13 protein-coding genes are annotated in these 13,298 nt (G+C 63.1%); 4 read left to right on the plus strand and 9 right to left on the minus strand.

What is annotated here, in order from left to right; all coding sequences use genetic code 11:
• Positions 1-184: 184 nt before the first annotated feature.
• The 6 genes from fabF to SC1_RS13415 all read right to left on the minus strand — a co-directional run bounded on the left by fabF (position 185) and on the right by SC1_RS13415 (position 6,576).
• Positions 185-1,444, minus strand: coding sequence for a beta-ketoacyl-ACP synthase II (gene fabF / locus SC1_RS13390; protein ID WP_062182512.1), 1,260 nt, complete (start codon positions 1,442-1,444; stop codon positions 185-187).
• Between the two features lie 169 nt (positions 1,445-1,613).
• On the minus strand, positions 1,614-1,850 hold the full coding sequence (locus SC1_RS13395; protein ID WP_003039428.1) for an acyl carrier protein: 237 nt from the start codon (positions 1,848-1,850) through the stop codon (positions 1,614-1,616).
• A 46-nt stretch (positions 1,851-1,896) separates the two neighbouring features.
• Entirely contained in the window at positions 1,897-3,096 is a 1,200-nt protein-coding gene (locus SC1_RS13400; protein ID WP_062182514.1) for a serine hydrolase, read from the minus strand.
• A 31-nt stretch (positions 3,097-3,127) separates the two neighbouring features.
• Complete coding sequence (locus SC1_RS13405; protein ID WP_062182517.1) at positions 3,128-4,894, minus strand: hypothetical protein; 1,767 nt, start codon at positions 4,892-4,894, stop codon at positions 3,128-3,130.
• A gap of 406 nt (positions 4,895-5,300) precedes the next feature.
• Positions 5,301-5,894 (minus strand): hypothetical protein, encoded by a 594-nt coding sequence (locus SC1_RS13410; RefSeq protein WP_062182520.1) that lies wholly within the window; start codon positions 5,892-5,894, stop codon positions 5,301-5,303.
• 166 nt (positions 5,895-6,060) lie between these two features.
• Positions 6,061-6,576: a DUF3617 domain-containing protein gene (locus tag SC1_RS13415; protein WP_062182524.1), complete on the minus strand. Its 516-nt coding sequence runs from the start codon at positions 6,574-6,576 to the stop codon at positions 6,061-6,063.
• Positions 6,577-6,664: 88 nt separating this feature from the next.
• On the opposite strand from SC1_RS13415, the gene uvrB reads away from it, so the two are divergent.
• The 3 genes from uvrB (at position 6,665) to SC1_RS13430 (ending at position 10,823) form a co-directional block, all read left to right on the plus strand.
• Positions 6,665-8,851, plus strand: a complete 2,187-nt coding sequence (gene uvrB / locus SC1_RS13420; RefSeq protein ID WP_062182527.1) for an excinuclease ABC subunit UvrB — start codon at positions 6,665-6,667, stop codon at positions 8,849-8,851.
• Positions 8,852-8,907: 56 nt separating this feature from the next.
• Positions 8,908-9,216 (plus strand): addiction module antidote protein, encoded by a 309-nt coding sequence (locus tag SC1_RS13425; protein ID WP_062182530.1) that lies wholly within the window; start codon positions 8,908-8,910, stop codon positions 9,214-9,216.
• A gap of 98 nt (positions 9,217-9,314) precedes the next feature.
• Positions 9,315-10,823 (plus strand): S10 family peptidase, encoded by a 1,509-nt coding sequence (locus tag SC1_RS13430; protein ID WP_062182533.1) that lies wholly within the window; start codon positions 9,315-9,317, stop codon positions 10,821-10,823.
• A 41-nt stretch (positions 10,824-10,864) separates the two neighbouring features.
• Here the strand turns inward: SC1_RS13430 and SC1_RS13435 are convergent, their stop codons facing one another.
• From SC1_RS13435 to SC1_RS13445, 3 genes are read right to left on the minus strand one after another with little or no spacing between them, the layout of a single operon-like run.
• Positions 10,865-11,302, minus strand: a complete 438-nt coding sequence (locus tag SC1_RS13435; RefSeq protein WP_062182536.1) for a hypothetical protein — start codon at positions 11,300-11,302, stop codon at positions 10,865-10,867.
• A 24-nt stretch (positions 11,303-11,326) separates the two neighbouring features.
• Positions 11,327-11,935 (minus strand): TetR/AcrR family transcriptional regulator, encoded by a 609-nt coding sequence (locus SC1_RS13440; protein ID WP_062182539.1) that lies wholly within the window; start codon positions 11,933-11,935, stop codon positions 11,327-11,329.
• A gap of 11 nt (positions 11,936-11,946) precedes the next feature.
• Positions 11,947-12,498, minus strand: coding sequence for a DUF5655 domain-containing protein (locus SC1_RS13445; protein ID WP_062182542.1), 552 nt, complete (start codon positions 12,496-12,498; stop codon positions 11,947-11,949).
• 73 nt (positions 12,499-12,571) lie between these two features.
• On the opposite strand from SC1_RS13445, the gene SC1_RS13450 reads away from it, so the two are divergent.
• The gene (locus tag SC1_RS13450) at positions 12,572-13,291 is read left to right on the plus strand and encodes an NRDE family protein (RefSeq protein WP_238586694.1); all 720 of its coding nucleotides are present in this window, start codon (positions 12,572-12,574) and stop codon (positions 13,289-13,291) included.
• The last annotated feature ends 7 nt before the right edge of the window (positions 13,292-13,298 follow it).

The raw sequence follows: 13,298 nt of genomic DNA on the forward strand, positions 1-13,298 counted from the left end.
GAATGCCTCCTTTGTCGCTTTAGGCGGGCCCTGCGACAAGGTGATAGAGCATGGCTGCGCGATGTAGGAAAGAGGCTTTTACAGCGCCCTTTTACCTCGTCATTCCCGTGAAAGCGGATACCCGGTTGCAAGCTTTGCTCACTGGGTTCCCGCTTTCGCGGGAATGACGAAGTTGCTTTTTGGCTCAGTCGATCGCCTTGACGATGACGCTGGCGTTGGTGCCGCCGAAGCCGAAGCTGTTGTTAAGCGCGGCCTTCACTTCGCGCTTCTTCGCCTTGTGCGGGACCAGGTCGACGCCCTCGGTACCCTCGTCGGGATTGTCGAGGTTCAGCGTCGGCGGAACGATCTGGTCGCGGATCGCGAGGATGCAAAAGATCGTCTCGACCGCGCCGGCGCCGCCGAGGAGATGGCCGATCGCCGACTTGGTCGAACTCATCGACACATTGGCGATTTCGTTGCCGAACAGGCGCTTGACCGCGCCGAGCTCGATCGTGTCGGCCATCGTCGAGGTGCCGTGCGCATTGATATAATCGATGTCCGAGGGTGTCATGCCCGCCTTTTTCAGCGCCATTTCCATCGAGCGGAACGCGCCCGAGCCCTCAGGGTGCGGCGCCGTCACATGATAGGCATCGCCCGACAGGCCATAACCGACGACTTCCGCATAGATTTTCGCGCCGCGCGCCTTGGCATGCTCATATTCCTCAAGCACGACGACACCCGCGCCCTCGCCCATCACGAAGCCGTCGCGGTCCTTGTCATAGGGGCGGCTGGCCTGTTCGGGGCGGTCGTTATAGCTCATGTTCAATGCACGCGCCTGCGCGAAGCCCGCGATACCGATCGGGCAGATCGTCGCTTCGGCGCCGCCCGCAAGCATGATGTCGGCATCGTCGTCGCGGATCATGCGCGCAGCGTCGCCGATCGAATGCGCGCCGGTCGAACAGGCGGTGACGACGGCGTGGTTGGGGCCTTGCAGGCCATATTTGATGCTGACCTGGCCCGAGATCAGATTGATCAGGCGGCCATGGACGAAGTGCGGCGAAACGCGGCCCGGCCCCTTTTCGGCGAGCAACAGGCTTTCGCTTTCGATGCCCGGCAGGCCGCCGATGCCCGAGCCGATCGAGCAGCCCGCGCGCAGCTTCATTTCGTCGGACATATCTTCGAGGTCCGCGTCCTCGATCGCCTGTCCCGCGGCGTCGATGCCATAGATGATGAAGGGATCGACCTGGCGCTGCACCTTATGGTCGACGCGCTTTCCGGGATCGAAGCCATATTCATGGTCAGGACCCTTCACCTCGCACGCGATCGTGCATTTCTGGTCTGACGCGTCGAAATGGGTGATCGTGCCAGCGCCCGATTTGCTCGCGAGCAGATTCGCCCATGTGGTTTCCACATCGGCGCCCAGCGGCGTCACCAAACCCAAACCCGTCACCACAACCCGGCGCATAGTCATTCCTTTCATCGGCCCCTGCCCCCGCAGGGCGCCGCGTCATTTGAGAAGACGCATATCCATAAAAAAAGCTTCCCGGCCACTGCGCGCGAACGCTCGGGACCGGGAAGCCGGAAACGCGTGGGCGGCGTCGCCGCCGCGTCCGGCCAGGCCGGACAGAGCCAAATCAGCCCTTGTTCGCTTCGATATAGTCGATCGCGTCCTTGACGGTGGCGATCTTTTCCGCCGCATCGTCGGGGATTTCGACGCCAAATTCTTCTTCGAACGCCATCACCAGTTCGACGATGTCGAGGCTGTCAGCGCCCAGATCGTCGATGAAGCTTGCTTCTTCGGTGACCTTGTCGGCTTCGACGCCCAGATGTTCGACGACGATCTTTTTAACCTTTTCGGCCGAATCGCTCATGCACAGTTCCTTTTTTCTGACTATGTCGTGAATGTTGAAAATTGCCCTAGTGCGCGTGGGCGGGACTGGCAAGAGGGCTGGCATCGGCCGTGCGGCGAAGCGCCGTATCGACCAAGACTTCCTCCGCAGCGCTGTAAGCCGATCGTGTCCCTTTCTGCCCCTCCGGCACCTGCGTGACGAAATAGGCAATGCCATCGCCGGCTTCAAGGTCGAACCACAAACCCGAACGCAATCCATAGGCATCGCCCGAATGACCGAGGCGCAGGCGGCCGTCGCGGAACAGGCCGTCGCGGCAGGCAGGATCGCGCAGCGCCGGGCCGCCCGTGCTGTGCATAGCTATGCCATATTCGCAGAAGAAGCCGCCCGTCCCCTCTCCGCTCGTCGGGTGAACCGGCGCCATCGCCTCGAGCCGGGCGAGGCTTTCGGGTTTCAGGAACCCGTCGCCGCGGCGCAGCAGCATGATGCCGATGCGCGCGAGGCCGTTCGCTGAGATACGCAGCCCTCCCTGCGGACTGAACCCCGCGCCGTGGCGTGCGAGGCGATAGGTGCCAAGGTCGCAGCCGCCGTCCGCCGCCGGCACGACCGGGCAGGCCGGCCGCGTTCCCTTCAGATCGTCACGCACCACATTGCCGGCGGCATCGTAGAGTATGACAGCGCGTGCGACCGCCGCGTCGCTGCAAGTCGGCCAGTTGAAACAGGCGTCGAGACCGAGCGGGCGAAACACGAGCCGCGTCATCGCGGTGTCGAAACGCTCGCCGGTCGCCCCCTCGATCGCCGCCGCGACGACGGGGTAATTGAAATTGGCATATGCGAAATCGCCGCCGGGAGGACGTGCCTTGTCCCACGCCGCCGGGTCGGCGAGCGCAGTCTCCAGGTCGGCGTCCAGCGGCAGCGCGTAATTGGTCGCGTCGTTTAGGCCGGACCGATGCCCCAGCAACTGCGCAAGGCTGATCGGGCGGTCGGGCCAGGCGGGGTGGCGGAGCCGCCAGCCCAGATAATCCGACACGTCGCGGTCGAGATCGAGCTTACCTGCCTCGACCAGCCGCAACACGCCGAGCGCCACGACGAGTTTCGAAACCGACGCCACGCGGACGGGATCCTCGGGTGTGACTGCGCGGCCGCTAGCCCGGTCGGCGAGCCCTTCGGCGACGCGCGCCTCGACCTTTCCCTCGCGGTCAAAATGCACCGCCACCGCGGCGGGGGCCGGCGATGCGGCCGAGGTCAGCAGGGCTAGAAGCGAAAGCATAGCGGCACTTTGCGCAGCGCCCGGCGCAGCGTCAAGGCGCCGCCGGCGCGGGAACCACGCCCGATTCGCGAAGCGCCATCGCGGCACGCTGGATCACGACCGGGGTGATGATGAACCGGCCCAGCACCTGTTCGGGCGTCGCACTGGCGGGCTGGCGTGTATAGGCGAGCAGGCGCTGCCACTGAGCACGCGCTTCCGCCACCTGTCCCTGCCGTGCCTGCACGATCGCCCGCACCATCATATATTGCGGCTCCATATTGCTCGGCGACGGCATATGATCGAGGATCTGGCGCGCCTCCTCCTGTTCGCCGCGCTGCGACAGGGTGAAGGCGAGCGTGACCGCGGGAACGCCGGGATAGGAGGAATCGAGCTGCAGCGACCGGCGGAGCAGCGCCTCGCCCTCGGTTCCCATCCCGCACGTCATCTTGAACAACCCAAGAAACCCGGACATGTCGGCATCATAGGGATTGAGCCCGATCGCAGCGTCACCCATCGCGTTGCCGCCAGCACAGTTGCCCGCATAGAAGTTGGCGCGCGCCATTGCGAACAGGCCCGCGGACGAATTGGGGCTGTTTTCATAGGAACGCTGCGCCAGTGCCCGGGCTTCCGCAAAGGCTTCACGCCCCGCGGGCGTCGTGCGTTGCGGCTGCCAGTCTCCAAAACGCACGAGCGACAATGCCGTGAGTGCGACCGGATCGCGCGGGTTGGCCTTGACCGTCGCGCGGAGACACGCGTCGACGGGTTTCGCGTTCGCCACATTGCGCATCTGGCGCATCCGGTTGAACTGCGCGAGGCACGGAAAGCCAGGTGAGAAATTGTCGGGCTGACGTTGAACCTGATCGCGCACGATGACCCCATAGTCCCCAGCAAGCTGCGCGATGAGCGGCTCGATGGCGACGAATTCGGGCGTTTCATCCGGCGTCAGGCGCAATTGTTGCGACCAGATGGCGCGCTGATCCGCGACGCGGTTGAGCACAAGCGTGACGTCGGTATTGCCCTCGACCGTGCGGACGATCGACGTATCTAGCCGGTAATCGCTTTTGCCGACGGCCGCGCTGCCCGGCGCCTTCGCACTCAAAAGGTCGACGAGGTCGAAACGACGCAACCCATCGCGCAATTTTCCGTCGAGTGCCCGCGCCAAAGCGCGAGATTCCGGCAGGTTTCCTGCGACGGGCGCGCTGACTTCGATCAAGGGGACCGGTACCGGATCGCCGACGAACAACCGGTCGGCCTCGCCGCGGAGCGTCCAGAGCGTGAAAAGCGCGAGCGCGAGAAGGATGAGGACGACAATCCAGCGGCCGAAGCGAGCACCGCGGTCCGGCGCGCGCCGGGCGCCGCCGGGAACCGCCGCGCGGCCCGCGCCTCCGGCGACGGCGCCTGCGGTCTTGACGTCATCGTCGGCCGATGGTTCTTCCGCCGATCGCGCTGCCGGCGGCGCTGAGCGATACTGGACGACGACTTCATAGCTGCCCTGGGGAACGCGAAGGCGGTGAACCCACGGCGTATCGGCATAATAGCGATCGAGCAGGCTGCGCAGCCGCCCCACCATGACCCGGGGATAGCTGTCGACGGCCGGATCGAAATCTTCGCTGCGGCCCAGCGCCTCGGTCGCGATCGCATAAGCCTTGGGCGAGCTGCGTCCGCCGCGCAGGCGGTGCTCGACCAGGAACTGCAGCAGACGCGACAGCACGGGCGAGCGGGTAAACATCGGAGAATCGAGCAGGCTCTCCAGCTCCGCCGCGATGATCCGGTCGACCTCGGCGGGGTCCTGTATCTCGTTCGTTTTCGCCTGGTCCATGCTACCCTCAAATACCCCTCGCGGGCGGTGCGGTAGATACGCCAATCAACTGGCGCGGCCACCCATTGTTACTTCGACGTAACGGTAACAAGGCGCCTGAACGCCATATCAGAAGAAAAGCACCGCGCCAATCTGCGAGGAAAAACGCGAAAGCCGGTTAAGAATTGGTTATCAAATGGCAACATCGTGGCATGTGACCCCTTGTAACTGCCGCAGCTTCGAAACTGTGGCATTCTTTCCTCCATCGCGTCATTCCTACGATGATGCGGTGTGAGGCCAAAAGGCGAAAGGTGCGAGCTGGTCCCTGGCACCCTTCGATCCCCCTCAGGTCTCATTTTTAGACTTCGCCGGGCGACCCGACAGCCCCACCTGTTCTGTCGCCCGGCAAGTCGATACGCTTCACCGCTCATCGCATGACACGCCGTCCGGGCCAGAGCCGCAGCGCGAGCGCGGCGACCATGACGCTGCCAAAGACAATGCCGACGACACGCTTTTCCGGATCGGCGCCAAAGGCACGCCCAGCATAGCTCGCGGTGAAGATGAACCATATATAATAGACGCCAAAACGGTGCAGATGCCTCCACCATTTGCCGAGCCGCCTCTGCCAGGCGTCGGTCGAGGTCAGCGCCATCAGATAGATGATGACATAGGCCAGCCCGCCGCCGATCAGCGATTGCCAGGTCCGCCCCGGCGCATAGACGATGACGTTGATGCCGAGCGCGACGAGGTGAATCGTGTGCGCCAGCGCGAAGCCCAACCCCCATTGCCGTCGCCGGCGCAGTAGCGCGCGCGTCGCTGGTCCAGGCCAGCGACGCATGAGCGTCGATGCAAGGAAGGCGACAAGAAACAGCGGCAGTCCCGCCCGCGCGGTCCATCGTGCCGCCAGCCCCGCGCGTTCGGCAGCGTCCGCTCCGGCGAGCAATCCGGCGGCTACCGCAAGCAGCCCGGCAGCAAGGCCGAGCAGCAACGGAGTGGCACGACGATCGAGCCAAGCGGTCAAGTTCAGGCAGCACCGATATGCAACGCGCGATGCCCGTTACCGTCGAAGGCGGCCCTCATAATAATATAGCAGAGCATGGTTGCGACCCCCCTCTAGGTGCAACCTATATGAAAGGAGCGCCGGTTTCCACCGGCGCTCCAAAATTTTTCCTAAAAGGCGCGCCGACTTACGTCGTGGTCGGCGTTTTGCAGGGACCAGTGTGGGTGCTGGTCATCTGCATGACCATTTCCATATCGCCGCCGGTCGGGACCTTGCCCTTGGTCGTGATGGTGACGTCGGTCTTCTTGGCTGCCATCGTGCCGACCATCGCCATGTCGACGGTCTGGCCGTTGGCCGTGCAGGTGCCCGCGACGTCGATCTTGCCGCCGGCGACGTCCTTCTTCGACCATTTGCACTCGCCGCCGTTGCCCGGACCCTTGGCGAGTTCCGCCGCGACATCTTCCTTGTCGACCTGTTCCTGCGTGAAGCACTGGTCCATGCCGCTAGCGCCTTCCATCATCTTCGCCATGCCGTCCTTCATTTCGGCGGGCATGCCGGGGACTTCGAACTTCACCAGCTTGACGTCGGTCTTCCAGTTACCCGCTTCGCGCTTCACCGGACCGCTCGCATTTTCGCTCTTGCCGCTGCAACCGGCCACTGCGACCAGCGCGCCAATGGCGGCTACCGTCAGAAATTTCTTCATACCCTGTCTCCTGTGACTATTCATTCGGGGGTTCTGTTTTGATTCATTGCGATTGTGGACCCGCCCCATCGATACCATATTGGCAGCAATGGCAATTCAGATTCGTACATCGCTCGATGAAATCGATACGGCCGAGGGTTATGTCCCGCACCGTCCGGCACGCCCCGACAAGGTCGAAGGCGGCAAACGATTCGAGTTAGTTAGCGACTATGAGCCCGCCGGCGACCAACCGACGGCGATCAAGGAACTGGTATCGACGGCGCTCGATGGCGAGCGCGATCAGGTACTGCTCGGCGTCACCGGTTCGGGCAAGACCTTCACCATGGCGAAAGTCATCGACGAGTTGCAGCGCCCGGCGCTGATCCTCGCGCCGAACAAGATCCTAGCGGCGCAGCTCTATGGTGAGTTCAAGAGCTTCTTTCCGAACAATGCGGTCGAATATTTCGTCAGCTATTACGACTATTACCAGCCAGAGGCCTATGTGCCGCGGTCCGACACCTATATCGAGAAGGAGTCGAGCGTAAACGAGGCGATCGACCGCATGCGCCACTCGGCGACGCGTGCGTTGCTCGAACGCGACGACGTCATCATCGTCGCCTCGGTATCGTGCCTATACGGAATCGGCTCGGTCGAAACCTATTCGGCAATGATCTTCGATTTGAAGAAGGGTCAGGTCGCCGATAACCGCGAAATCATTCGCAAGCTTGTCGCGCTGCAATATAAACGCAACGATCAGGCATTCGCGCGCGGCAATTTTCGCGTGCGCGGCGACAGCCTCGAAATCTTCCCCTCGCACTATGAGGACATGGCGTGGCGCGTCAGTTTCTTCGGCGACGAGATCGAGGAAATCACCGAATTCGACCCGCTGACGGGCAAGAAGATCGCAAATCTCAACTATGTCCGCGTTTATGCGAACAGCCACTATGTAACCCCCGGCCCGACGCTGAAGCAGGCTTCGGAGGCGATCCGCCACGAGCTTGCTGAGCGGCTGAAGGAACTTGAAGCCGAAGGACGCCTGCTCGAAGCCCAAAGGCTTGAACAGCGCACCAATTTCGACCTGGAGATGATTGCCGCGACCGGTAGCTGCGCGGGGATCGAGAATTACAGCCGTTTCCTGACCGGCCGCCTGCCCGGCGAGCCGCCGCCGACCCTGTTCGAATATCTGCCCGACAACGCCCTGCTCTTCGTCGACGAGAGCCACCAGACGATCCCACAGATTGGCGCGATGTCGAAGGGCGACCATCGCCGCAAGATCACCCTCGCCGAATATGGCTTCCGCCTGCCGAGCTGCATCGACAATCGTCCGCTGCGCTTTGCCGAATGGGACATGATGCGGCCGCAGACAGTGAGCGTATCGGCGACGCCCGGGACGTGGGAGATGGATCGTACGCAGGGCGTCTTCGCCGAACAGGTGATCCGCCCCACCGGCCTGATCGACCCGCCAGTGTTTATCAAGCCGGTCGAGGAGCAGGTTGACGACCTGATCGCCGAGGCAAAGGCGACCGCGGCGGCGGGATACCGCACGCTCGTCACGACACTGACGAAGCGCATGGCCGAGGATCTTACCGAGTTCCTTCACGAAGCGGGGCTCAAGGTCCGCTACATGCACTCGGACGTCGAGACGCTCGAGCGTATCGAGATCATCCGCGACCTGCGGCTCGGGGTGTTCGACGTGCTGGTCGGGATCAACCTCCTGCGCGAGGGCCTCGACATTCCCGAATGCGGGCTCGTGGCGATCCTCGACGCCGACAAGGAAGGCTTTTTGCGCAGCGAAACCTCGCTCGTCCAGACGATCGGCCGCGCGGCGCGCAATGTCGACGGCCGCGTCATCCTCTACGCCGACCGCATCACCGGCAGCATGGAACGCGCGATGCGCGAGACCGACCGGCGCCGCGAAAAGCAGGAAGCGTATAACGCCGAGCACGGCATCACCCCGACGACGATCAAGCGCAACATCGGCGACATCATCGCGCATGTCGCGTCGAAGGACCAGGTGACGATCGACATCGGCGACGACAAGCCCGCGCACATGGTCGGCCATAATCTGCGCGCGTACATCCAGGAGCTCGAAAAGAAGATGCGCGACGCCGCCGCCGACCTGGAATTCGAGGAAGCCGGCCGACTGCGCGACGAAATCCGCAAACTCGAAGCCGATGAACTCGGCCTGCCCGCGGACGAACAAGTCGCGCCGCGCGTCGGGCGCTCGAACGAGGGCAAGCCGGGGACACGCAAGGGGCGTTTTGGGAAGCAGAGCAAGACGAAATGGGGGCGTTGAGCTGCTCCGGTTTGGATTAATCCCTGGCCCCAACTCCTAGCGTCAAAGCCAAGGCGCTGGCAAAGGAAGCAAATGATGGCACGGGAAACACTCCCTTTGACCCGGCGAACTATCTCGAAACCGCTGAGGACATACGCTATTATTTAGAGGCGGCGATGGAGGGAAATGATGCAAAGCACATCGCCAGCGCGCTAGGGGATGTTGCGCGATCGAAGGGAATGACCGAAATCGCACGGCAAACCGGACTCGGAAGACAAGCGCTCTACAACGCGCTTTCCAAGAACGGAAATCCCACGCTGGAGACGCTGACGGCAGTTCTTGACGCGCTTGGCCTGCAATTATCGGTACAACCCAAGGCTGCCTGATCCCATGCTTCGACAAAACGTATACGTTTTCCGATAAGCGTCCTTGCCCCCGCCGTTTCGGCTGCCTAGGGTCCGCCCCGCAACGGGGAGAACCATCAATGAAAACAGGTCTGTCGCTTATCGCCCTGGCGCTTGCCGCCGCCGCGCCCGCCGTCCTTTACGCGCAGGACAAGCCTGCCGACGAGAAGGCCAAGGCCGAAAAGCCCACCGATTATGAACCGCAGGTTCGCACCACCAAGCTGTCGGGGACATTCGGCGGACAGCGGATCAACTATGCCGCAACGATCGGCGAGACGATCATCAAGAATAAGGACGGCGTCCCCGAAGTCGCGGTCGTCACCACTTCCTACGTCAAGGAACCGCGGGACCCGAGCCGGCCAATTACCTTCCTGTTCAACGGCGGCCCGGGGTCGGGCACCGTCTGGTTGATGATGGGGGCGTTCGGGCCAAAGCGCGTGGCGATCCCCGGCAATGGCACCGACGACGGCGCTCCGCCCTATCCGATCGTCGACAATCCCGACGCGCTGCTCGATGTCACCGACGTCGTGTTCATCGACCCGCCGGGTACCGGCTTCTCGCACCTGATCGGCAAGGCGGACCCCAAGGATTATTACGGCGTCACGCAGGACGCAAAGCTGGTTGCCGAGGTGATCCGCCGCTGGCTCAACGACAATGGCCGCTGGAACAGCCCCAAATATCTTGGCGGCGAAAGCTATGGCACGACGCGTTCGGCCGCGGTCGCCAACCAGTTGATGAACGAGACATATAATGATGTCGCGCTGAACGGGATCATCCTGATCTCCACCGTGCTCGATTTTGCCGCGGGCGCCGATACGCCGGGCAATGAATTGTCGCCGATCACCAATCTGCCCTCGATGGCCGTGACCGCGCTCTATCACGGCAAGGCGACGGCTTCGTCGCCCGAAGCCTTTGCCGAGGAAGCACGGCAATGGGCGATCGGCCCCTATGCCACCGCACTGCTCAAGGGCCAGAAATTGCAGGGAGAGGAACGCGCCGCGATCCGCCGCGAATTGTCGCGCTTTACCGGCCTGTCCGAAACCTTCCTCGAAAATGCCGACCTGCGCGTCACGCCGAGCCGCTTCTACAAGGAATTGCTGCGCGACCGCGGGCTGACCGTCGGCCGGCTCGACAGCCGCTACACGGGCAAGGATTATGACAGCGCGGGCGAAAGCCCCGACAATGATCCAAGCTTCTATGGCATCGACGCAAGCTATACCGCCGCGATCAATAGCTGGAGCCGCGACGGGCTGGGGTTCAAGACCGACCGCGAATATCAATCGATCGGCCGGATCGGGGGTCAATGGGACTGGCGGATCGGCGACCGCGACAGCAACTCCTATCTGAATGTCGCGCCCTATATCGGGCAGGCGCTACGCGAGAATTCGGGGCTGAAGGTGCTGGTCGCACAGGGCTATTATGATTTCGCGACGCCCTTTTTCGCCGCCGAATATGCGCTGTCGCGCACCGGCATCCCCCAGGACCGCATCCAATATACCTATTATGGGGCGGGTCACATGATGTATATCCGCGACGAGGACCGCCATAAATTGTCGGCGGATATCCGCGCCTTCATTCGGGCGCGCTAAGGATCAAAAGGGGGCGTCGCCGAACGCCCCCTTTTTTTGTTTCAGCGCAGGATGCCCGCCGCAGCCTGGCGCCGCGCATAGACATAGAGCGCGATCAGGATCGCCCAGATGATCGCGGTGAAAATCATCGGAAAAGTGCCGAACATGCGCATCAGGTCGGCATAATGCATGCCGAACTGATAGATGCAGCTGATCGCAAGCCCCACCAGCGAAAGCAGGAAGGCCGTCACCGCGTGGCGGCTGCGCACAAGAAGCAGCACCGATCCGAGCACCGATCCCCAGACGCCGAGCGCCCAGCCGATATTTGCCCAGATGGGATAGCTGGCGAACCAGGCCTGCTGCTCGGGAGTGAATCCTGCGAGATATTCGGCGTTGCCCATCTTCGTCATTGTATAGTCGAGCGCGCCGAAAGCGTTCCACACCAGCGACACTCCGCCGACGACCCACAGGTGCCACGGCGTTTTGCGAACTTCCGTCATAACAGTCTCCCCCCTCCAGAAAGATCAGGCGAAGCTATCATCCTTTGCCGTCGCCATCAACGATGTGATATAGTCGCGTAATACAGCAATGTTACGATCGAAATAACCGATGTCGCGGTATGTGCGCGCCTGCATCACCGCACCCTCCATCACCGTCAGCACGAATTCGCCGAGCGCCTTGCGGTCGGCGTCCTTCGGCAGCCGGCCTGCCGCAGCGTCGAAGCAGCCGGCAATCGCGGTGGACCAGTTGGTGAAATTGGCCGCCATCAGGTCGCGCACCACCGGGTCGGGCTCGTGAATCTCGAGAGCGAGGCTGCCGATCGGACAGCCATAGGTGCAGTCGGTGACGATCAGATGCGTGCGATAGCCGGCGAGCAGCGCAAAAATGCGCTCTATCGGATCGTCCACACCCTCCCAGTTCGGCGCCAGCAGCATCTCGTCGATCCCGTCGCGATAAAGTTCGAGTACGCCGACGAGGACGTCCTGCTTGCCCGGGAAGAAATGATAGAGGCTGCCCGAATGGACCTGGCTGCGCGACAATATGTCGGAGACCGAGGTCGAGAGATAGCCCTTCTCCCAGAACAGCTCCATCGCGGTCATCAGGATGCGGTGACGCGTGTCGGCGGCGTTCATGATGCCCCTTCCTATCCGGCGCGATCATAGGCGGCGCGGAGCCAGGCTGCTACCCGGTCATCTGCCTCGTCGGCGGCGATACGGACGCGATGCGAGACCATCGCGTTCCAGCTCCCCGCAAGTTCGAGCTTTCCTGTCGGTGCCTCGCCCTTCAGCGCGAGGCCAATGTCGAAGCGATCCTTGGTCGACGGCTGGAGCAGCGCGAACTGTTTTTTGCGGCGCAGGCTGACATAGCCCTTCTTTGGCGCCAACTCGACATCATCGCCGAAACCCTGAACGAGCGCGATCAGCCGGTCATATAGCGGACGCCAATGCGCCCTCGCGCCGTCGAACGCAGCTTCGACCAACGCGTCGCCGTCCTGCGACAGCGATGACGACGCGTTCGCGGCGTGGACGATCATATTGGCGTAGCCGTGCCCGAGGCCATGTTCGGATTTGAGATGATTCACCAGTGCCATATGGCCGGAAATGCCGGTCGCGCGGGCCGCGGCGACCCATTCGCCCAGCCCCTTGCCAGTCTTGCCACGGAGGCTTTCGCCCATCTTCTCGAATTCGTCGGCCATCGGCGTCCTCCCTCGTCAAGATGAGTTGATTGAACATTCAACCAAGCATTTTGTCAAGAGACTTGGCAAGAGGATGGCGAGCCACGATATGCGCGCAATGTGTGTCGTCGCCCTCGCCCACCAAGCCCATCCCGACTGGCCCCTTATTCTCATCGGCAATCGCGACGAGTTCCACGCGCGCCCCGCCGCGCCGCTCGCGGAATGGGGCGACGGCAGCGGGATCATCGCTGGCCGCGACCTTCAGGCCGGCGGCACCTGGCTTGGCGTCCACCGCCCCAGCGGCCGCGTCGTTGTCGTGACCAATGTGCGGGGCGCCATGCCCGATCCCGACAAGGAGTCGCGCGGCGCGCTGGTGGTCGACCTGCTGCGCGGCGAAGGGCGCTTCGCCGACCCTGCGGCCGACGACCTGCCGCGCTTCAACGCGTTCAACCTGTTCACGGTGGACGGAGGCGCGCGGCTGCTGACCAATCGCCCCGTCCCGTTGATCATGCCGCTGGAGTCCGGCGTCCACGCGCTCGCCAACGAGCCGGTCGACGCCCCCTGCCCGCGCGCCGATCGTCTGCGCCTCGCGCTGGAGGCCGTGGTCGCAGCGGGCGCCGAGCCGGAGAGCCTGCTTGAAACGCTGAAGAAAGAAGACGACCCCGCACTGTTCCTGCGCGGCGACGTCTATGGCACGCGCGCTTCGACGCTCGTCGCGGTTTCGGCGGGCGGCGACGTCCGGATGATCGAGCGGCGATACGAAAAGGGCGGCCGTCCCGCTGGAACGACCGCCCTCGAATTTCGTATCGGCTGAGCCAGCG

The organism is Sphingopyxis sp. C-1 (assembly GCF_001047015.1).
In the GTDB taxonomy this organism is placed as follows: domain Bacteria; phylum Pseudomonadota; class Alphaproteobacteria; order Sphingomonadales; family Sphingomonadaceae; genus Sphingopyxis.